Origin of the sequence: Endoryza foliicola (assembly GCF_050589245.1) — a bacterium.
Classification (GTDB): Bacteria; Bacteroidota; Bacteroidia; order Chitinophagales; family Chitinophagaceae; genus Endoryza; species Endoryza foliicola.
In genome coordinates, this window is record NZ_JBOBEW010000002.1 from 44,536 (window position 1) to 66,560 (window position 22,025).

A 22,025-nucleotide genomic window follows, 5' to 3' on the forward strand; every position below is an offset into this window, starting at 1 on the left:
CCACATCTATGTTGCATTGCAATTGCCTTCTAATTTTGAATTGAACTTGTAAGTTGCCACCAACCATTTCTACTATTAAAATCTTATTTTATGTACACTTCATTCATTCAATCACCCGCACGCAATTTTTTGTTTATTAAAGATTCTTATACCGTACGAAAGGTTGTAATTGCCGACATTCTTTATATCGAAGCAATGGGCGATTATGTGAAGATCGTTACCGCTTGCAAATCTTTCACGCTGCACAGCACTCTCAAATATTGGGAAGATCGATTGGCTGAGTTTGACTTCGTGAAAGTGCATCGATCTTACCTTGTACAAGTTTCGAAAATTGAACACATCCAGGATGGATGCATTGGTGTGGCAAATACGAGTATTCCGTTGGCAGAATCTTACAAACAAAGCGTTTTTTCAGTTCTAAATGTAGTGTAACCATTAACCAATCATTTGCAAGTGCTAAAAAGCTTTAGCATTCGCAAACGGCCTGTTATCAAGCCATTCCGCTCGTTTACGTTTGTTAATTTCGTATTGAAATATCAAACTATGAGCACTTCATCCCAGGTTTTCCAAACCAATTCGAAGGCCAGATGGCTGACTGTTAAATGGTTCTTTAGAACCTTTATTTTCTTGGCCGTTTTCTCTGTACCTGTTTTGTACATCACATATAAAAAAGTTCAAGCGCCTGCTTTGCCGCTGTTGGTAAATGGAACACTCAAGGAGAAAAAGATCCAGCAGTTGATTCCTGATTCTTTGAGTGCTGCAGCCTTGAAAAAGCTTCCGGGTTTTCAGGCATACTTGAATTCCAAAACACGAATTCAACATTTAAGTCAGAAAAAACATAAAACAGCTACTCAAATTCGGGCGGGTTTCTATGTAGACTGGGATCCTCAATCCTTCTATTCGCTTCAAGCGAATATTGATAAAATGAACATGGTGTTTCCTGAATGGTTTTTTATAGACCCGAAATCACTTCGCTTGGCTCCACAAATAGATACAGCGGCGCTCAATTTAATGAAGCAGCATGGAGTTGCAATAGTGCCATTGATCAATAACATCAATCTACAAAAAGGCGAAGGGGAATTCGATGGAGAATTGTTGCATCGAATTTTGCGTGATCCCAAAAAGCAAGATCAGCTTATCTATGACATTGTTTCAATTTTGGAGCAAAATCATTTGCAGGGTATTAATATCGACTTTGAAGAATTGAAAGAACAATCTGATGAACAATTGATTCAATTCCAACAAAAACTTGCTGAAACATTGCATGCAAAGCATTTGATCGTTACTCAAGATATTATGCCATCCAACGAAGATTTTAATTTGAAAGAACTAGGCAAATACAATGATTACTTGATTTTGATGGCCTACGATGAGCACTATAGTACCAGTGTACCCGGTGCTGTGTCGAGTCAAAAATGGATTGAGAAAATTCTGGATGATGCCGCTTCAAAAGTTGATCCTTCAAAGATCATCTTGGGTATTGCAGGATACGGGTACGATTGGCCGGAAGGAGAAGAGGCTGAAACTGTAACCTATCAGCAAGCAATTTCAAAGGCTAAAATTGCCAACGCCCCTATTGATTTCAATAACGATACTTATAACAACAACTATCAATACACTGAATCGAACGGGTTAAAGCATCAGGTTTATTTTGCAGATGCAGCAACGAACTACAATACCATTCGATTTGCAGATGAATATGGAACGGCAGGTGCAGCCCTATGGAGACTGGGAAGCGAAGACGAACGTATCTGGAAATTTTACGGAAGAAGCTTGACTGATTCCAGTTTGAAAGCCAAGCCATTCGATTATTCGAAACTCTCAAATTTGGATCTGAGCTTTGAAAAGCCCGACTATATTGGTGAGGGAGAAGTACTGAATGTAGTAGCCACTCCTGATAAAGGTTCCATTCAATTAGAACATGATACTGCAGAGGATATTATTTCTGAAGAATACTATCACAAGCTCCCTACTAAATACGTCATTCAAAAATTTGGTAAGGTGAAAAAGGAGGTGGTGCTCACTTTCGATGATGGTCCGGACCCACTTTATACGCCCCAGATTTTGGATATCTTAAAGAGAGAAAAAGTACCGGCAGCTTTTTTTGTTGTGGGAGTGGAAGCGGAGAACAATCTGCCCTTGCTTCGCCGCATTTATGATGAAGGCCATGAAATAGGTAACCATACGTTTACGCATCCCAATATTGCGGCAGTCAGCAAAGAGCGAGCCTTAACAGAAATGGAAACCACTCGATTGTTGATTGAGTCGGTAACAGGTCATAGCACCGTTCTGTTCAGAGCACCTTACAATGCCGACTCCGAACCCAGCACCGATGTGGAGTTAAGGCCTGTGGCACTTTCGAAGGAAAAGAATTATTATACCGTAGGCGAAAGTATTGACCCAAATGATTGGGAGCTCGGCGTAACAGCAGATGAAATTTACCAACGTGCTATTGAACAATACGAAGCACATCCCGATAAAGGAATCATTTTATTGCATGATGCAGGTGGTAATCGCGCTGCAACCGTAGAAGCATTGCCTCGAATCATTCACTACTTTAAAAGTAAAGGCATTGAATTTGTAAGTGTGAGCAAATTGCTGAATATCCCAAAAGATGTGATCATGCCTGTAGTGCATCAGAATATTTTGGCAGTTGACAATGGTATTGTAACAGGGTACTATGTACTGCAACAATTCTTATACTATGCGTTTTGGGTTGCTATCGTTTTGGGTTTTGTAAGAATATTAGCGATGGCAATCATGGCGTGGACGCAAAAACGTAGAATGAATGCGCTACCATTATTGCCGGTTACGGATCTTCCCGGGGTAAGCATCATTGTGCCTGCTTATAATGAAGAAATCAATGCTGTTAAAACAGTCAATGATTTGTTGAACTTACAGTATCCCAATTTTGAGATCCTCTTTGTAGACGATGGTTCTAAAGACCAAACATTTGAAATTGTTAAGAAAGCCTTTCAAGATAATGAGCGCGTTCGGGTATACACAAAACCCAATGGCGGTAAAGCTTCTGCATTGAATTTTGGAATCGAAAAGAGTCAATTTGATTACTTGCTTTGTATTGATGCCGATACGCAACTCAAGGAAGATGCATTGTATTTATTGATGCAATCAATGCTTCAAAAATCAGATACTAATATCGGGGCAGTTGCCGGAAATGTAAAAGTGGGTAATGAACACAATTTGATTACCAAATGGCAAAGTATTGAATATACTACGGCTCAAAACTTTGATAGACGCGCTTTTGATCTTATCAATGGAATTACGGTAGTTCCAGGTGCAATAGGAGCATTCTCCAAAAAAGCACTTGTAGAAGCAGGGGGATTTACATCTGATACGTTGGCAGAGGATTGCGATCTCACCATTCGTATTCTTAGAGCGGGTTATAAAGTTGTGAATTGTACCGAAGCCATCGCCGTAACTGAAGCGCCAGAAACATTGAAACAGTTCATGAAACAACGGTTTAGATGGAGTTATGGAATCATACAAGCTTTTTGGAAAAACAGAGATGCCTGTTTTAGATTGAAATACAAGGGCCTTGGAATGATGGCATTGCCCAATGTACTCATTTATCAGATTTTGTTGCCTATACTGGCGCCATTTGCCGACTTAATGCTGATCATTAGTTTGTTCTGGAATAGGCATGATTCATCCACCATGTCGAAGATTGGATGGTTTTATTTAGCATTTCTACTAGTAGATGTATTGGTGAGTGTAATTGCTTTTCGTTTCGAGAAAGAAAAGTTGTCAAAATTGATTTGGTTGATTCCTCAGCGGTTTGCATATCGTCAATTGATGTATGTAGTGTTATATCGTTCTATTAGAAAAGCCTTGAAAGGAGAGTCTGCTTCTTGGGGTGTGTTGAAGAGAACGGGATCTGTAAATGCATTTACAAGTACTAAAACAAATTGATGTAAATCTTAGCAGTCTGTTAAATACTTGAGTTCGTCTAACGATTTGTTGATTGTATCGAATGTTGAACCATACAGAAAGTAAAGGATAGTAGCTTTGAATTGTAATTGATTCCTCACTTAAAATTTTAATAGCATGAAAGCAAGATTCTTAACTACAGGAGCATTCGCAGCGATGACACTATTTATGGTTTCTTATGCGGCAAAAGCAAATCCAGGAGAAAACTTGACCGGTGTTCTTTTTGGCAGCAAGAAAGCTGCGACAAAAGCTCATATAAAAAAAGTTGCCACAGAGTATAAGCCATCGTTAAGAGCGGAAGATAATCTATATGCCAATTTCGGTACTATAGATCCGGTAATGTGGTCGGCAGATGGAGCAATGGATGTAGCAAGATTCAATTATGAAGGACGTGAAATAAAGGCATTTTTTGATGTTGAAGGGCAGTTTGTTGGAACGGTGGAAAATAAACAATTTGGTGATCTTCCCGAAAAAGCAAGAGCTTATATCGCTAAAAAATATGGCGATAGCGACATAATGGAAGTCATTTATTTTGATGACAATGAATACAGCAGCTCTTCCATGAATGTGTACGATCAAATGACACAAGATGAAGACAACTATTTTATCTCATTAAAAAAGGGCGATCAAGAAATAGTGTTGAGAGTTGATATAGCAGGAGGAGTTCATGTATTTAAAGTGTTAAATATTGATTAGGGGGTTTTAACGGGAGTTTAATAATTGGTATTAAACTCCCTACTTTCTTATTTGTCTAATAAGAAAGACAGTATATGAAGCGAACTATACTTGAAGCAAAATCGATTCTTTATGAAACATGTAGTACAGGCGTTAGTCCTGATCATGGGCTTCGGTATGTTCAGTTCATGTACCGTAACAAGTCACACCGACAAGGTATTGGATGTTGACTTCTCTAAGTATCAATCGTTCGCCTGGATTGATAGTGCCCGATCAACAGGATTACATTCGAGTAATTCAATTTTAGATCAGAACATTCGGAGTGCGACAAGGAAGGAGATGACGATGAAGGGCTTGAGAGAACAGCATAGCAATCCGGATTTGTACATTGATTATTCTGTTTCGGTTGAGTCTTCTGTGAGAAGAAGTTCGGATCCTGTGTATTCGTATCCATATACACAATATATCTATACAAGGAGAGGGGTAGTTCCTATTTGGTATCCTTCCATGTATATGGGTTCTCGAACGTATCAAACGAAAGTGAAAGAGGGAACCATTCGAATTCAACTCTATGATGCAAAGACAAATAAGATGATTTGGCAAGGATGGGCCAACAGTGAGTTGAATGGCAATACAATGACATCGAAAGATGCACTCACTCAAATAAAAGCCATATTCAAAAAATTTGATTATTCAGGATGATATTTTCATAGTGGTTTTGGTTATAAGGTGAAGCCCTCATTTTCTAATGGGGGCTCTTTTTTGCGCTAAAACTTTTATATTCGAGCATGAAAAGAACCGTCCTATCTTGTATTCAGCCGGGAGAGTGGAAATTTTACGAAGAAGACTTGCCTTCTTTAAAACAAGGAGAAGCTTTGTTGAAAATTAAAAAAGTAGGGATTTGTGGAACCGATATTCATGCTTTTGGAGGTACACAACCTTATTTTAACTACCCGCGAATTTTAGGGCATGAAATTGCTGCTGAAGTACTTGAAGTTTCCGGACATGATTCAATTGAAAAAGGTGATTTAGTAACGGTAATTCCCTACTTAAACTGTGGTACCTGTTTGGCCTGCAGAACGGGTAAACCTAATTGTTGCTCTTCGATCAATGTAATTGGAGTGCACAGTGATGGAGCATTTGCCACACATTTGATCGTTCCTTCAAAAGCTTTACTGAAAGCTTCCGGGCTGAATACGACCCAATTAGCTTTGGTGGAACCCTTAGCTATTGGAGCACATGGTGTAAGAAGAGCAAACGTTAAGGAAGGAGAGTGGGTATTGGTGATGGGTGCCGGACCTATCGGTATCGCAGCGATTGAATTTGCAAAAATAGCAGGAGCAAAAATTGCTGTAATTGATTTCAATGAAGAACGCCTTCATTTTTGCCTAGAGTCGTTGAAGGTAGATGCGATTATCAACCCTTCAACGGAAGACGTTGTTGCAAGTATTACAAACTTGACCGGTGGTGATATGATGGAAGTGGTAATTGATGCGACAGGTAATAAAAAGGCAATGGAAGCTGCAGTTGGTTATTTAGGACATGGAGGAAGAATTGTGCTGATTGGACTTCAAAAGGAATCGTTGTCGTACTCACATCCTGAATTTCATAAGAGAGAAACTACGCTTATGAGTAGCCGAAACGCAACCCAAGAAGATTTTGATTGGGTATTACAGAGCTTAGCAAATGGCACCATTAAGCCGGAAAATTATGTAACAGGTGAGATGTTGTTTGCCCAAGTGCCGGATCAATTTACCAAGATTAGTGGTATCAAAACTTTGATTGATATTTCATGAAAAAGGAAAGACCCGAACAATCGGGTCTTTCCTTTTTGTGTCAAGGTTTGTTTAGAATCCTAAGCCAATTGTAAAGGAGCCAAACTTCTTTGATAAGTCTGCAATTTTACTTGCTCTTCCTGTCATTAAATTGATTTGATAAATTCCTGATCTACTTCCTGTGTTGAGCACAGCATATGCTTTTCCACTGGTAGAACCAATGTCAAAACCATTGCCGCCATCAATTTTTACACCTAAACTACCTACACCTACAAGTGTTCCATTATTCGGCGGGTTTTGAATGTAAAGGGAATCAGTTCCATAGTCAATATCATATAAGGTAGTTGTAGTAGCGCCCGGGATATTGTTCGTATAAGCCACCGCGTCTACTTTTGGCATTCCCGGATTCAAATTCGCGTCAGTGGCTGCCAATGCTCCTGTAATAGGATTCAATCGAAGATTCTGACCGTTATCACCTATCAAGCGGATACGATCTACGGTAGGGTTAAAGTCCATTGCATAGTTAGAAGCAGTCAATGAAGCCGCGAATCCAGTTCCTACCAAGGTTGCAGCACCACTGCTAAGATTAAGTGCATAGATTTTGCTGGCGCTACTTACTGCATAAAGTTGTGCAGTAGCAGGACGAAAATCAATGCCAACTATTTTTTCACCCATTGGAACAGTGATTGCTTTAGTGATCATGGTTCCAGGATTCATTGGGTTAAAGATCAAAAGTTGATTCATTTCATCTACACCATAAGCTACCATATCTGTTGGAATTGCCAATCCAATGATATTTCTCTCTGCCTTCGCAATTTTTGTTGCTTTTCCGGTGCTAAGATTGATAGAATAGAAGTATCTTTTTGTTTTTGGATAGTCTTTTCCATAGCTGTCTTCATCTACATCACCGTCTTTCTCATCATCGTCTTTGTCGTCATCACCCACAGTTTCTAGAACTGCCAAAGCAATGGTGTTGTTTGAATTAATATCGAATCCTGCTTCGCCTTTTACGTCTACTCCCAAACTGCCTACCAAGGCAAGTGTACCATTGTTTGGTGGATTTTGCATGTAAAGTTTATCGGTTGCAGCGTCAATATCATACAAGGTGGTGGTGGTTGTTCCTGCAAAATTATTCGTGTAAGCTACGGCACCAACCATTGGCGTTCCCGGGTTTAGGTTGCCATCCGTTGCCACAATAGCACCGGTTTCAGGATTGGCACGGAGGTTTTGTCCGGCATCTGTTACCAAACGAATTCTATCAACAGTTGGGTTGAAATCCATCCCAATGTTGGAACTGTTTAAAGCAGGTGTAAAGGCTACTCCAATCGCATATACAACTCCGTTGTATTGATTGATGGTGTAAATTTTGTTAGCTGTACTTACGCCGTACAATTGACCGGTTGCAGGACGAAAATCGATGGCTTTAATCATTTCGCCGGTTGCGAGACCTGTTAATGTGATGGTTTGCTTTTTCTCAATCTTTCTTCCTCCCGAATACCGAATCAATTGATTTGCATCGGTGAGGGCATAAAATTCGAAATTCGATTTGTACCACTCATTTTTGTGGAATTCAGTAGTTTGATCCGGACTTACATAGGGTGCATCTTTCTGACAGGCTGTTAATACACTGAAGCCCAACAGAATACCCCAAACGCGAGATAAATTCTTTTGCATACAGATTAGTTTTAGTGGACTCAGTTACGATAACGGATGTTAATTAGATTGCGTGAGACTAAGAAACAGCATTTGGTTACGTTGGATTTTTAGAAAACTTGTTTGGGATCAAGTTTTTGGAGTTACATCTGAATACGAGGAGGAGTGATGAATGTTGTGCCTTCTAACGCTAGTGAGGTATTGGGAAACAGTTCTTTTGCTTCCAGTAGGAATTGATCTAATTTTTCGTATTTGCTGCTGAAATGTCCAATCAGTAAATGTTTGACTTTTGCTTTTAAAGCAATGGTAGCTGCCTGATGTGTTGTTGAATGAAATCGCATTGCCGCTCTGTCTTCCAGATCTTTTAGGTAAGTGGTTTCGTGGTAGAGAAGGTCAACATCGTTTACCAGTTCAATCAAATTTTCATCAAATATAGTATCTGCGCAATAGGCATAACGGTGAGGGCTAACCCCGGCTTCAGTTACCCATTCATTGCGCACCAGTTCTCCTTTTTTGTTGGTATAATCTTCCCCCCATTTCAAGCGATCGTAGAAAGAAGCGGGTATTTCGAACGAAATGGCTTTTTCCGGATTGAGCTTTCTTGGAGGTTTTATTTGCTCAAATTTGAATCCAAAGCATGGAATACGATGCTTAGTTTCAAAACACGACACTTTGAAGCGATCGGTTTTTATCAGTTCTTCTGATCGGGTTAGCGGATGAAAAATGAGTTTATAGCTCAATGCCGAATGGCCGGCTTTGAATTGTAGGTCTAAAATTTCATCTACCATTGGAGGAGCATACAGGTGGAGTTCACTGTCGCGGTTCAATAAACTCATGCTATTCAACAAACCGGGCAGTCCGAAATAGTGGTCGCCATGTAAGTGAGAAATGAAGATGTGGTTGATTCTGCCCCAACGAATCTTGTATTTTGCCAACTGCATTTGGGTACCTTCCCCGCAATCAACCAGAAATACCTGGTCATCGAGCGTCACCACCTGTGCGGTAGGATGCCGATCGAATGCCGGTAGTGCTGAATTATTGCCTAAAATGGTAACCCCTAACATAAATGAGTGTTGAAACTAGCAAGACTTATACAGCGTAAAAACCGCTGCATTTATTGCAAGATAACAATAAAGAGTTAGGAGTCAAATGGTCAGAAAAACGATTATTGATCGCTTTTGTTTTTGAAGTCACCTCTTTTCCATGCTTTTATGAACTCATTCCAAGCGAATGGATTGAAGATATTTTGAGGCGGCGCTTGACCGTAGTAATAGTATTTGCTGGCATTGTTTCGTAGCATCATATTGCCTGTTTCTCTTCCATCGGTAGGAAGGGAGCGGGCCAAAATGCGTCTTTTCCCGGCTTCTGTATTTTTACGAGCTATCTCGTACTCATCATCGTCAACGGGTACATTCACAAAATCGCGTTCAAATTGCTCGCGAGTGGGGCGTGGTCGAATAATAGTGGCGGGAAGGTAAACAGTATCCTTCACCATCAATTGAATCAAGCTATGCTGATTTCCATCTAAACTTCTTGGAATTTCAATGAGTTTTGGTTTAAAACCAATGGAGGAGAACTCCAACATGTCGCCCTTCAATACAACAATCGAGAACACCCCTTGATCATTGGTATAGGTACCTTGATTTCTTCCCTTTACCTGAACGGTAACATAGGGGATGCCCATCAAGCTATCGGCGGTCATTACTACCCCATAAATCTGGATCACAGAATCTTTCAATTTCTCGAATTGGGCACTTGCCACAGTAGGGAGTAGAAAGGCCAGTAAGAGGGTATAAAGTAGTTTTTTTCTCATCAGGCTCAAATATAAGCAACCGTTTAAAATTGTTTCCCGAAAATACCCGCTTCATTAGTTAATTTTGCATTTTCATAGAGGTTTTTAACAAAATAGTTACAAGAATGACAGTAGATCAAATAGTGGAAGCATTGAAAAATGTTCAAGAACCGGATCTGGGAAAAGACCTGGTAACACTTAACATGGTGAAAGACATTCAGATCGATCAAAACAATGTGTCCTTTACAGTAGTACTCACTACACCCGCATGTCCTATGAAAGACATGATGCGCAACGCTTGTATCAATGCCATCAAGCTCTTGGTGAATAAGGAGGCAGAAGTAAAAGTGAACTTTACTGCCAATACAAGCTCCAATCGAAAAGATGGACAATCCATTCTACCAAATGTAAAAAACATCATTGCCGTAGTGAGCGGAAAGGGTGGAGTAGGGAAAAGCACTGTTTCTGCCAATCTAGCCTTGGCCTTGGCGCAAGGAGGGGCAAAAGTGGGATTAATGGACGCCGACATACACGGGCCTAGTGTACCCATTATGTTTGGTGTAAGAGGCGAACGCCCCTTAATGATGGAAGGAGCTCCGGGTGAGAAAGGAATGATTGTTCCGCTTGAAAAATATGGTATCAAATTGATGAGTATCGGGTTGTTGGTTGATGAAAAAAATGCAATTGTATGGAGAGGCCCGATGGCTAGTAGTGCCATCCGTCAGTTTGTTACCGAAGTATTCTGGGATGATTTAGACTATTTAGTGATTGACATGCCTCCCGGTACCAGCGATATCCATTTAACCTTGGTACAAACGGTTCCGGTTACCGGAGTTGTTGTGGTAACCACACCTCAAGATGTGGCATTGGCAGATGCTAAAAAAGCCATCGCCATGTTTGGCCAGGCCCAAATAAAAGTTCCGATCATTGGCTTGGTGGAAAACATGAGTTATTTCACTCCGGCCGAATTGCCAAATAACAAATACTATATATTCGGAAAGGAAGGGGGCAAAAACCTCGCTACTGAATACGAATTGCCATTTTTAGGTGAAATTCCATTGGTGCAAAGCATTCGAGAAGGGGGAGACGATGGTGTTCCTGCCATGGTTGGAAGCGATCCAATTTCACAAGCAGCTTTTGCTGCTTTTGCCGGAGCAGCAGTTAGAAGCATTGCAATGCGGAACGCCAATTTTGGACCCACAAAAGTACTTGAAGTGGTTTCTTAAAGCCTATGTATCATCTATCATATTTCAAATCGTCAAACGGATCCGCCCTCATTCAACTAATGAAGTCGTATCCGTTTGCCACTTTAATAGGAGCCCACAACGGAACCCCCGTTGCTACTCAAGTACCGGTATTGGTTGAAGAACGAGCGGATGGACTGTATCTTACAGGACACATCATGCGAAAGCAAGATCATCATCTCGCTTTCCTTGAAAACCCAAAGGCTCTTTTTTTGTTCAGTGGCCCACATGCTTACATAAGCGCAAGTTGGTATCCCCAGCCTGCTCAAGCGAGTACTTGGAATTATTTGACGGTACATGCCAGAGGTGAAATGAAATTTCTAGACGAGAACGGATTGATGGAAGTTCTGCAAAAACTATCGCTTCATTTTGAATCGGATTCCTCACAGGCCACTGTTTACAACAATCTTTCTGATACTTACAAGCTACCCTTGTTAAAGGCGATCATTGCTTTTGAAATGAAAGTAGATGACCTTCAACACGTTTTTAAACTGAGTCAGAATAAAGACGAACAAACTTTTAATGCAATTGTAGAGCGACTAGAAGCCGGAAGTGAAGAAGAAGTGAAATTGGCTGCCTTCATGAAAGCAGAAAGACACGGAAATTGATTTCACTTTCGATCAAGTGGGCTATCAAAAAAATCAACCTTTCTAAATACTTGTTACATGCAAATTGATCTAAGAGGTAAAACGGCTTTGATTTGTGGAAGTACGCAAGGTATAGGCTGGGCAACTGCTAAATTGCTTTCTACTGCCGGAGCAAATTGCATTTTGGTGGGCAGAAATGAAGCAGCTTTGAAAGGGCTCCTTCCTCAATTGTCTGGCAGCGGATCTCATTCTTTTGAATTGGCTGATTTCAGCAAAACAAACGAAGTAGAAGCCATGATTTCACGACTGAAAGACAAGGCACCCATCCATATTTTGATCAATAATACCGGTGGCCCTAAAGCGGGCACTGCTTTAGACGCCCAACCCGATCAGTTTCTGGCCGCTTTTCAACAGCATCTTATTTGTAACCATCTACTCGCCACGGCTCTAGTTCCGGGAATGAAAGAACAAGGGTATGGGCGGATCATTAATATCGTAAGTACTTCGGTTCGCATCCCTATCGCAAATTTAGGGGTAAGCAATACGATAAGAGCAGCTGTTGCTTCTTGGGCCAAAACCTTGTCCAATGAAATTGGCGCTTGGGGCATAACGGTGAACAGTGTGCTTCCAGGATTTACAGATACGCAACGATTGAAATCGCTGATTCATTCGAATTCACAACAATCAGGTATAAGTGAAGAGGAGTTGGCGAATACGATGAAATTATCGATTCCGGCCAAAAGATTTGGAACAGCTGAAGAAATCGGAAATGTGGTTGTATTTCTGGCATCGCCATTGGCTTCTTATATAAACGGAGTAAGCATTCCGGTTGACGGAGGAAAAACAGGAACCATTTAATTTTTTTGACATGTCGTTGTTTTCGCTTGATCAGGCCGCAGCATTGGATGCACAGGATCCTTTACATTCATTTAGACAGAACTTTGTTCACCCAACAATTGAAGGGAAGAAACAGATTTACTTTCTCGGTAATTCTTTGGGATTGCAGCCAATCAAAACTGCATCTGCAATAAATGAGGTGTTAAGTCAATGGGGCAACTACGGTGTGGAAGGTTTTTTTATGGGAGAACGCCCTTGGATGCAAATGCATGATTTGATGACTCCCATGCTATCAAAGATCGTTGGAGCGAATCCACATGAAGTAACAGTGATGAATCAACTAACTGTGAACTTGCATTTAATGATGGCTAGTTTCTACCGTCCGCAAGGAAAGCGAGTAAAAATTTTATGCGAAGCCAAAGCTTTTCCAAGCGACCAGTACATGTTTGAAACCTACTGTGAGCATCTTGGCTTGAACCCGGAAACTACTATTGTGGAAGTGATGCCTAGAACAGGATCAGACTTGATTTCCACAGAAGATATCCTGAATACCATATCATCGCTTGGTGATGAATTGGCGTTAGTACTGTTCAGCGGTATCAATTACTATACAGGGCAGGTGTTTGATATGAAGGCCATCACCAAAGCTGCACAGGAAGTGGGAGCGTTGGTTGGATTCGATTTGGCCCACGCTGCAGGAAATATTGAACTGCATCTACACAATTGGAATGTAGATTTCGCCTGTTGGTGTTCCTACAAATACCTGAATTCCGGGCCCGGAGCAGTTGGAGGTGTATTCATTCATGAAAGACATCATCATCACAATACACCGCGCTTAGCAGGCTGGTGGGGATACGATGAATCGACCCGATTTAAAATGGAAAAGGGCTTCGTTCCCGATTCCGGCGCCAAAGGTTGGCAGTTGAGCACCCCTGCAATGTTGTTATACGCCTGTCATTTGGCTTCTTTGGAATTATTTGAAGAAGCCGGAATTGAACAACTCCACTTGAAAAGAAAGGCACTCAACAATTATTTGTGGGAAGTGCTTGCTACTATTGATAATAATACCAAGGGATTAGTGCGTTATCTAACACCTACTGACCCCAATCAAAGGGGATGTCAGGTATCCATTCTGATGTTAAAGAACGGCCGCAACATGTACGATGCATTGATGGAAAGAGGACTGATCGTAGATTGGCGAGAACCTGATGTAATTCGATTGGCGCCTGTTCCTTTATACAACAGCTTTGAAGATATCGCTAAATTCGGCAATGCTTTTTACGAAATCGCGCAGTCTTTTTAAGAAAAGAGGCACTTAAAATCGCCTATCTTTGCCACATTATGACACGCCAGGAACTCGTACAACAGATTCAGCAAAAGAAGTCGTATTTGTGTGTAGGATTAGACACCGATATAACCAAAATTCCTTCACATTTATTGCAGGAAGAAGACCCCGTTTTTGCTTTTAACAAAGCCATAATAGATGCTACAGCCGATTTTTGCGTTAGCTATAAAATCAACACGGCTTTCTATGAGGCACTTGGAATTAAAGGTTGGCTGGCGATGGAAAAAACGGTTCAATACATTGGCAAAAGCCATCTCACCATTGCAGATGCAAAAAGGGGGGATATTGGCAATACGTCTACTCAATATGCCAAGGCTTTTTACGAAGCCCTGCCCTTCGACGCAATAACTGTAGCGCCGTATATGGGAGAAGACAGCGTAAAACCCTTTCTAGAGTATCAGAATAAATGGACCATCGTGCTTGGGTTGACCTCAAATTCAGGGTCGAAAGATTTTGAATTGCAGCAAATGGGTGAGCAGAAATTATTTGAAAAAGTGTTGACTACTACTGCTACCTGGGGAAGTCCTGATCAATTGATGTTTGTAGTAGGAGCCACTCAAGCAGATTCGTTCACAGCCATTCGAAAATTGACCCCCAGTCACTTCTATTTGGTACCCGGAGTGGGGGCTCAAGGGGGTAGTTTGAAAGAAATTTCAGAAAAAGCAATGATTCCCGGTGATGTAGGATTACTCGTGAATGTGAGTAGGGGCGTGATTTACGCCTCGTCGGGTACAGATTTTGCAGAGAAAGCCCGTGAAGAAGCCATAAAATATCAACAGGAAATGGCGTTATATATCAAGTAAAACCAAAATTCAATACATCCAATCCAAATTTTATCCGATGAGATTCCTGATTTTCTTAATTTTTGTGTCGGCAACTGCCTTCGGACAAGACTTGCGCAGCGGTTACTACATTAAAACGAGCGGCGATACAGTGAAAGCAAAAATTGCCTTCAAAACTGATGAACAATTGTCTCAAAAGGTGACGGTAACTTCCGGTACTGATAATAGCACCCGTGATTACCAACCGAGTGAAATAAAAGGATTTGGGTTCGACGGGGGTAACATCTACAGAACCAATTCATTTGTAAATGGATTGAACAACAATGAAGCAACCACTGCCTTTGTAAAAGTAATGTTCGACGGTTCCAATAAGCTTTATGGAATTGACCTAAAAGAAAAAAGTTATTACATCCTTTCATATAAAGACACTTCTTACCTGCTTTACGACGATCAAACCTCTGCCAATGGAGAAGTGTTGAAAGCCGGAAATTTCAGAGCGCAAGTCTTTTTTCTAGCCTCAAGTTGTTCAAAGCCTATTCCCGATTTGGATAGAATGAGGTACACCGACCGCGATATGCTGCAGTTCATGGTAGATGTAGAGCGCTGTAAAGGTAGTTTTAGCGTAAAACAATTGACTTACCATCGACCTGCGCCTAAGTCAGAATACATCTTATCGGCAGGAGCAATGGCTACCGGCTCGCAATCTGAAATTGGGGTCCAATTAGGCGTTCGAACCTATTTCCCTTCAAAATCTGAGAAACTTAGCCTCAATATTTTCCTTTCGTACATGCGAAATACTTCTGATAAAACCTATACACTCAATAGCACTACACAAAAATTTTCCGGTGTTACAGGAGTGGTATTACTTCCTGTTGCTTTACAATATAACTTTACGAAAGGCAGAATTCAACCATATGTTTATGCAGGGGTTGGCTTGGCGTATTCGGCGGAGGACTATTTCAGCTACACCACTCAAAAAATTGAAGTAGACCGAGGCTATGGCTTCAGCTTATTGGGGGGCGCCGGTATTGAGGCGAAACTCTCGAAAAGCTTGTTCTTTAGAGCCGATTGGCGCTACGACTTACTGATGCATTTACCAGTGGTAGGACTCAGCTACAAGTTCTAGTCAACTATTACCAAATTAATTGTTATGAGAAATTTCACCCTTAGGGCGATAGCGGCCTCGCTATGCCTAATGGTTTGCATGGCTGTATCGGCTCAACAAACGCCACCGTCTAAAGCAAACTACAATTTAGCTGCACGTTTTTCTCCCAAAAAACTTGAGAAACTGGTTTTCAGTACTTCGGTAGATCCGCATTGGCTCAAAAAAACCAACCGTTTTTGGTATGTATTTGAAACCAGCAACGGAAAAAAATGGTACATCGTAGACCCTGCGAAAGCATTGAAAACTGAGTTATTTGACAATGCAAAATTGGCCTCACAAATTACCAGTTTGGTGAAGGACCCATTCGATGCGCAACACCTAGGCATTGAGAACCTGAAATTTGTGAAAGATGAAACTGCATTGCAATTCGAAATAAAAAGTAGTGTAGAAATAGAGAAACGTGATAGTACCAAAAAGCCGGTAGCCGTTACAAAAGAAAAGAAAACGTTTTACCTCGAATACAATTTAACGACCGGTAATTTGGTTGAGTTAACAGATTACCAGAAGCCAAAGCCAAGAGCTTCTTGGGCCTCTATTTCACCCGATAAAAAGCAAATTGTATTTGTTCGTAACTACAATTTGTTTGTGATGGACAGTGCCAACTATGCCAAAGCACAGAAAAATGAAGACGACTCTTCAATTGTAGAAACACAATTAACGAAAGACGGTATCGAAAACTATGCATATGGCGGCGATTCATTTGGAGAAAGTAATGTTGAAAAGGAAAAGAATAAGAACAAACGAAAGTCTGCATTTATACTTTGGTCGCCCGATTCAAAGTATTTCACGATGATTCGTTCCGACAATCGAAAAGTAAAAGATCTCTGGGTATTAAATAATGTGGCCGACGGTCGTCCAACTTTAGAAACCTACAAGTATCACATGCCCGGTGAAGCAGAAGCGCCCGTTCGTGAATTGATTCTGTTCGATATGGGATCTAAAAGTTTGAAAAAGATCAATGCAGCTCTTTTCAAAGATCAAGAGTTAGGTCTCAATGGTAAGCCGTTCTTACAAAAAGAAAGAGACGATGATTTTCGTGCTGCAATTTGGGCAGGAACACCTGCTCGCTTCTATGTAACACGCACCAGCAGAGATTTGAAACGCATCGATATCTGTGCAGTAGATGTTGCTACAGGTGAATTCAAAGTTCTTATTGAAGAACGTTTGAATACTTATGTAGAAACACGCCGGTTGGGATTAGTGAACGATGGAAAAGAATTGATTGAATGGAGCGAACGCGATGGTTGGGGCCACTTTTACTTGTACGATGGTGATGGTAAATTCAAGAATGCCATTACTTCAGGTGCCTACCATTGTGAAGACATTGTTCAGATAGATGAAAAGAACAGAGTGCTCTATTTCACAGCCAATGGAAAAGAAGAAGGTGAAGATCCATATTATTTGCATTTGTACCGAGTGAATTTTGATGGGTCGAATTTGAAATTGTTGAACCCTGGTAATTTTGATCACAATCCAAGTATGGACGATGCCAATAGTTTCTTCGTGAATAATTTCAGCAGAGTGAATACGGTGCCTAAGACGGTTTTATACGATGCAACAGGTAAGAAGATCATGGATTTGGAGACGGCCGATCTCAGTCGCTTGTTGGAAGCTGGGTACAAGTTCCCTGAACCATTCAAAGTAAAGGCCGATGACGGCATCACTGACCTTTATGGCGTGATGTACAAACCCTTTGATTTCGATTCTACAAAGTCCTATCCATTGATTGAATACGTATATCCGGGTCCGCAAACAGAAGCTGTAAACAAAGCTTTTAGCCGCGGAATGGATCGTACTGATCGTTTGGCGCAAATGGGCTTTATTGTAATTACAATTGGAAACCGCGGTGGTCACCCCAGCAGAAGCAAATGGTATCACAATTATGGGTATGGAAATTTACGTGATTACGGACTTGCCGATAAGAAAGCCGCCGCAGAACAATTGGCAGATCGCTACAAATTTATTGATTTAAGCAGAGTGGGAATTCACGGACATAGTGGGGGTGGATTTATGAGCACCGCTGCCATGCTAGTGTATCCCGATTTCTTTAAAGTAGCAGTATCCTCTTCCGGAAATCATGAGAACAATATTTACAATCGCTGGTGGAGCGAAAAACATCATGGCGTAAAAGAGCAAATCAACGACAAAGGTGATACCAGTTTCGTTTATGCAATTGAAAAGAACAGTGAGCTTGCTAAGAACTTGAAAGGACACTTGATGCTCACTACAGGTGATGTTGACAACAACGTTCACCCGGCTCTTACGATTCGCATGGCCAATGCGCTCATCAAAGCCAACAAGCGTTTTGATTTCATGCTCTTTCCCGGACAAAGGCATGGATACGGTGATATGACCGAATATTTCTTCTGGCTGATGGCCGATTATTATGCTAAATATTTATTGGGCGATTTTTCTCAACCGGTAGATTTAGTAGAAATGCAGAAAGAAGTTGAACAATCGGGAACAAAAACAAAGAAGTAAACAACAACAAAAGCCCCTTCCAATAAGAAGGGGCTTTTCATTTGATCAAGGCTAATGGCTAATGTAACTATTATTTCGGCTTTGCAACCACAAATGGAAAATACTAATAATGAGTTGGAATGAGCAAAGAAAATGCCCGTTAACATTCGTTTTACAAAAAAGCCCCGCCAGAAGACGGGGCCGAATTTGTGAGTCTCTTTAATAGACCTCAGTTCTTTTTAAAAGGAAGCTGAGGCATTGTTAAGACTCAGCTGACTGCTTCTTTTCAGTTATCCTTGTTTAAATTTCTCTTTCTTTCTTCTTCCCTTCGTTCAAATTGAAATTCAATTGATGTCCCATTATAACATCTCCAAATTCAGAGTTTACTTTTAAAGTGGCGCCTCCATTTCCACATTTGCCATTATAGTCGTGGTCAAATTTAGGCCCTCTTCTGTCGTTATCTTCTTTGTCTTCATCAATATCGAAACCGGTCTTGTTTTTCAATTCTGAGAAGTTTGTATGGAAAGAGCAATTGGCCGAAAAATCTTTTGAAACATCCAGTAACAATTCGTTGAAATTATTTTTAATGGTAAGTGATTTCAATGCGTTATCTAAACCCAATTTAATTGAGCCATTGTGCTCAAGATTCATCTTCACTGTACCTTCCACTTTAGAGATCAATGTTTTGGAAAATTTGATGGATACAGTACCGCCATTGATACTTTCAATACTACTTCCTCCGCTGAATTCAATTTCAATGGATTTTACATTTGAAAGTTTTCCGGCTGTTAACACTCCAAACTTTTGCTCGATGCTAATAGCACCTTTATAGTCACCAATGAATGTTTTTCCGAATTGATTGGTAGAGTTCAACGTAGCCGTAGATGGGATATATACCACATAATTAATGCTAAAGCTGGTATTGTTGTAGCGAGAACCTTTGCCCCAACTGTCTTTCATTTTCGTTTTGAAATTCACAGTGGAACCCGATTTGCCGTCTTCAATGCTTAAACGATCCAGTAATTCTTCCGCTACATCTTCGGTTTTTGCTTTTCCTACCATTGTTACATCAACTTTCACTTCCGATTTATCCCAGTTCACATATTTGATATCGCCAAATTGGTTGGAAATGGAAACGGCATCAGAGCCGGAAAGTGTGTAAGACTTAGAATAGGTTTTTGTTTTTTCAACCCAAGGATCTGTATCGCCTCCTGTTCCTGCGAATGCGGAAATTTGAAGGCATACAAGAAATAAAGTGCTATAGATTTTTTGAATTCGATTCATGATTTGAATTTTTTGATGATTTGATTTGATCGATGATCAACAATTGACGATTGATCAAATCCATTTGCATTTTCAAGTTTTGTAACATCGCTTCCAGTAGTTGTTCTCTATTAGGGTTGGCCGGCAACTCTAATTTCAAAACATGGTAGTTACTATCGAGCTGATGAATGTCTGAAACAAATTGTTTATACAATTCCGGTTGTTCTTTTTCGAAAGACTTCAGTTCTTCCTGTTTTAGTTCCACCAGTTTTGTAAATTGATACACCTGTTGTGCATAGGCCGGATTGATCTCATTCAAGCCTACTGTATCAACAGATTTTTCAACCTGTGCCATTGAATGGGTGTTTGTTTCCGGGATGAAATAACGGGCAGCTAGCATTCCCATTATCACCAATACTGCGGCCGCAGCACTGATTTTCCATGCAGAGAAACTGAACACTTTTGCGGATTTTTTTGCCGGCACCACGCGCTGTGCAATTTTATTCCACACTTCTGATCCCGGAACCTCTGAATCAAAATCATCTCTGTGGTTACTAATAAAATCGTCCAAACGAGTACTCATAATACGCCTCCTTCTTTTATGATCGTTAATAACTTCTGTTTACCCCGTACATATTGAGTTCGTACGGTATTGTGTGTGATACCCAATATTTCTGCTATTTCCTCATGATCGTAGCCCTCCAGTAAATACAAGGTTACCACTGTTCTGTACCCATCGGGTAGCTTTTCAATCGCTCTTTTTACTAGCGCAACTTGCCAGGCTTGTTCTGTTTCATTAACAGGTTCTGGCTCTGCAACTGCATCTTCATGAAATTCGGTCACTTCTACCAACTGAACCCGACGCTTGCGGAGTACATTGATCGATTTATTGATAACGATCCTCTTCAACCAAGCTCCAAAAGTGGAGCGGTAATTGAAATCGCGTAAACTTCGGAATGCATCTACAAAAGCTTCTTGCAGCACATCTTCAGCGTCGTCGGAATTATTAACAATCCGAAGACTGGTATTGTACATGGCTTTTGCGTACTTCTGGTAAAGGGTCTCGTAACTCGGTGCATGCCCCGATTTACAACGCTCTACTAGTTCATCCCGGGCTATGGTGGCAGTCAGCTCCAAATTGGGTGTTTTTAATCAAGTTCAAATATAAGTACACCACCTTGGAATCAATGTTGCACGAATCCTTTATATTTTTTTAAAACCACTAAAACCAACACGTTACACAGACTTCCAATTGTTAGGTTTTCATTTACTTTTTGCTTTTTCAGACGTATCTTTATAAAAAATTGCTTGTTTATGGCCCAGGATCTATTTCAGTCGCCCGACTATTTTAACGTAGATGATTTGTTGACCGAAGAGCATAAAATGATTCGGGATACGGTTCGTGCTTATGTTAAGAAGGAAATTTCTCCCATTATTGAAGACTATGCGCAAAGGGCAGAATTCCCGCAGCATATTGTAAAACAATTGGGCGAGTTGGGATGCTTTGGTCCTACTATTCCTGAGCAATACGGAGGAGGTGGACTCGACTATATTAGCTATGGTTTAATGATGCAGGAATTGGAAAGGGGAGACAGTGGCGTTCGGTCAACGGCTTCCGTTCAAGGTTCTTTAGTAATGTTCCCGATTTATGAATACGGCAGCGAGGAACAACGCATGAAGTATTTACCTAAACTGGCGAGCGGCGAGTGGCTTGGATGTTTTGGACTAACCGAACCCAACCATGGTAGTAACCCGGCCGGTATGCTTACCAATATAAAAGACGCGGGAGATCATGTAATTTTGAACGGTGCAAAAATGTGGATCAGCAATGCTCCCTATGCACAAGTGGCAGTAGTTTGGGCTAGAGACGAAGCCGGTGACATCAGAGGTTTAATAGTAGAACGTGGTATGGAAGGCTTCTCAACTCCTACAACACATGGTAAATGGAGCCTTCGTGCGAGTGCAACCGGTGAATTGGTGTTCGATAATGTGAAAGTTCCTAAAGAGAATATATTACCCAACGTAAAAGGGTTGAAAGGTCCATTGGGTTGTTTAACAAAAGCGCGTTATGGAATTGCTTGGGGAACGGTAGGAGCAGCAATGGATTGTTATGATACAGCCTTGCGTTACGCAAAAGAACGTGTTCAATTCGATCGACCCATAGCCGGATTCCAACTTCAACAAAAGAAATTGGCAGAAATGGTAACGGAAATCACGAAAGCCCAATTGTTGAATTGGAGAATGGGTGTTCTTATGAACGAACACCGCGTTACTCCTCAACAAGTGAGTATGGCCAAGCGCAACGGTTGTGAAATAGCCACTCAAATTGCCCGTGATGCACGTCAAATGCTAGGAGGAATGGGTATCACCGGGGAGTACAGCATCATGCGCCACATGATGAATTTAGAAAGTGTAATTACATATGAAGGCACCCACGACATTCACCTGCTTATCACAGGTATGGATGTTACCGGGCTGAATGCTTTTAAATAAAGAAAC

19 protein-coding genes are annotated in these 22,025 nt (G+C 40.9%); 13 read left to right on the forward strand and 6 right to left on the reverse strand.

What is annotated here, in order from left to right:
• Positions 1-90: 90 nt before the first annotated feature.
• The 5 genes from ACQ2HE_RS04220 (at position 91) to ACQ2HE_RS04240 (ending at position 6,419) form a co-directional block, all read left to right on the forward strand.
• A complete protein-coding gene (locus tag ACQ2HE_RS04220; protein ID WP_430898062.1) occupies positions 91-432 on the forward strand; it encodes a LytR/AlgR family response regulator transcription factor in 342 nt (113 codons plus the stop codon).
• Between the two features lie 111 nt (positions 433-543).
• Positions 544-3,930 carry a trifunctional glycoside hydrolase family 18/polysaccharide deacetylase/glycosyltransferase family 2 protein gene (locus ACQ2HE_RS04225; protein WP_430898060.1) on the forward strand — a complete coding sequence of 1,129 codons (3,387 nt, stop codon included), beginning with the start codon at positions 544-546 and terminating at the stop codon, positions 3,928-3,930.
• Between the two features lie 135 nt (positions 3,931-4,065).
• On the forward strand, positions 4,066-4,644 hold the full coding sequence (locus tag ACQ2HE_RS04230; RefSeq protein WP_430898058.1) for a hypothetical protein: 579 nt from the start codon (positions 4,066-4,068) through the stop codon (positions 4,642-4,644).
• Between the two features lie 111 nt (positions 4,645-4,755).
• Positions 4,756-5,325 (forward strand): DUF4136 domain-containing protein, encoded by a 570-nt coding sequence (locus tag ACQ2HE_RS04235; RefSeq protein WP_430898056.1) that lies wholly within the window; start codon positions 4,756-4,758, stop codon positions 5,323-5,325.
• Between the two features lie 86 nt (positions 5,326-5,411).
• The gene (locus tag ACQ2HE_RS04240) at positions 5,412-6,419 is read left to right on the forward strand and encodes a zinc-binding alcohol dehydrogenase family protein (RefSeq protein ID WP_430898054.1); all 1,008 of its coding nucleotides are present in this window, start codon (positions 5,412-5,414) and stop codon (positions 6,417-6,419) included.
• A 51-nt stretch (positions 6,420-6,470) separates the two neighbouring features.
• On the opposite strand, the gene ACQ2HE_RS04245 is transcribed toward ACQ2HE_RS04240, so the two are convergent.
• The 3 genes from ACQ2HE_RS04245 to ACQ2HE_RS04255 form a co-directional block, all read right to left on the reverse strand.
• Positions 6,471-8,072, reverse strand: a complete 1,602-nt coding sequence (locus ACQ2HE_RS04245; protein WP_430898052.1) for a DUF4394 domain-containing protein — start codon at positions 8,070-8,072, stop codon at positions 6,471-6,473.
• Between the two features lie 122 nt (positions 8,073-8,194).
• Positions 8,195-9,115 (reverse strand): ribonuclease Z, encoded by a 921-nt coding sequence (locus ACQ2HE_RS04250; RefSeq protein WP_430898050.1) that lies wholly within the window; start codon positions 9,113-9,115, stop codon positions 8,195-8,197.
• Positions 9,116-9,216: 101 nt separating this feature from the next.
• Positions 9,217-9,864, reverse strand: coding sequence for a carboxypeptidase-like regulatory domain-containing protein (locus ACQ2HE_RS04255; protein WP_430898048.1), 648 nt, complete (start codon positions 9,862-9,864; stop codon positions 9,217-9,219).
• Between the two features lie 104 nt (positions 9,865-9,968).
• Between ACQ2HE_RS04255 and ACQ2HE_RS04260 the strand changes: the two genes are divergently transcribed.
• The 7 genes from ACQ2HE_RS04260 to ACQ2HE_RS04290 are packed head-to-tail and all read left to right on the forward strand — an operon-like array spanning position 9,969 to position 18,284.
• Positions 9,969-11,069: an Mrp/NBP35 family ATP-binding protein gene (locus tag ACQ2HE_RS04260; RefSeq protein ID WP_430898046.1), complete on the forward strand. Its 1,101-nt coding sequence runs from the start codon at positions 9,969-9,971 to the stop codon at positions 11,067-11,069.
• A 5-nt stretch (positions 11,070-11,074) separates the two neighbouring features.
• Positions 11,075-11,695: an FMN-binding negative transcriptional regulator gene (locus ACQ2HE_RS04265; RefSeq protein ID WP_430898044.1), complete on the forward strand. Its 621-nt coding sequence runs from the start codon at positions 11,075-11,077 to the stop codon at positions 11,693-11,695.
• Positions 11,696-11,752: 57 nt separating this feature from the next.
• On the forward strand, positions 11,753-12,532 hold the full coding sequence (locus tag ACQ2HE_RS04270) for an SDR family oxidoreductase (protein ID WP_430898042.1): 780 nt from the start codon (positions 11,753-11,755) through the stop codon (positions 12,530-12,532).
• A 10-nt stretch (positions 12,533-12,542) separates the two neighbouring features.
• Complete coding sequence (kynU, locus tag ACQ2HE_RS04275; protein WP_430898040.1) at positions 12,543-13,814, forward strand: kynureninase; 1,272 nt, start codon at positions 12,543-12,545, stop codon at positions 13,812-13,814.
• 38 nt (positions 13,815-13,852) lie between these two features.
• Entirely contained in the window at positions 13,853-14,659 is an 807-nt protein-coding gene (gene pyrF, locus ACQ2HE_RS04280; protein WP_430898038.1) for an orotidine-5'-phosphate decarboxylase, read from the forward strand.
• Between the two features lie 37 nt (positions 14,660-14,696).
• On the forward strand, positions 14,697-15,764 hold the full coding sequence (locus ACQ2HE_RS04285; RefSeq protein WP_430898036.1) for an outer membrane beta-barrel protein: 1,068 nt from the start codon (positions 14,697-14,699) through the stop codon (positions 15,762-15,764).
• Positions 15,765-15,788: 24 nt separating this feature from the next.
• Entirely contained in the window at positions 15,789-18,284 is a 2,496-nt protein-coding gene (locus ACQ2HE_RS04290; protein ID WP_430898034.1) for a S9 family peptidase, read from the forward strand.
• A gap of 279 nt (positions 18,285-18,563) precedes the next feature.
• Here the strand turns inward: ACQ2HE_RS04290 and ACQ2HE_RS04295 are convergent, their stop codons facing one another.
• From ACQ2HE_RS04295 to ACQ2HE_RS04305, 3 genes are read right to left on the reverse strand one after another with little or no spacing between them, the layout of a single operon-like run.
• Entirely contained in the window at positions 18,564-19,547 is a 984-nt protein-coding gene (locus ACQ2HE_RS04295; RefSeq protein WP_430898032.1) for a hypothetical protein, read from the reverse strand.
• Positions 19,522-20,109 (reverse strand): hypothetical protein, encoded by a 588-nt coding sequence (locus ACQ2HE_RS04300; protein ID WP_430898030.1) that lies wholly within the window; start codon positions 20,107-20,109, stop codon positions 19,522-19,524. Before ACQ2HE_RS04300 ends, ACQ2HE_RS04295 begins: the two co-directional genes overlap by 26 nt.
• The gene (locus ACQ2HE_RS04305) at positions 20,106-20,663 is read right to left on the reverse strand and encodes an RNA polymerase sigma factor (RefSeq protein ID WP_430898028.1); all 558 of its coding nucleotides are present in this window, start codon (positions 20,661-20,663) and stop codon (positions 20,106-20,108) included. The genes ACQ2HE_RS04300 and ACQ2HE_RS04305 overlap by 4 nt, the downstream gene beginning before the upstream one ends.
• A gap of 177 nt (positions 20,664-20,840) precedes the next feature.
• Between ACQ2HE_RS04305 and ACQ2HE_RS04310 the strand changes: the two genes are divergently transcribed.
• A complete protein-coding gene (locus ACQ2HE_RS04310) occupies positions 20,841-22,019 on the forward strand; it encodes an acyl-CoA dehydrogenase family protein (RefSeq protein ID WP_430898026.1) in 1,179 nt (392 codons plus the stop codon).
• Positions 22,020-22,025: the final 6 nt, after the last annotated feature.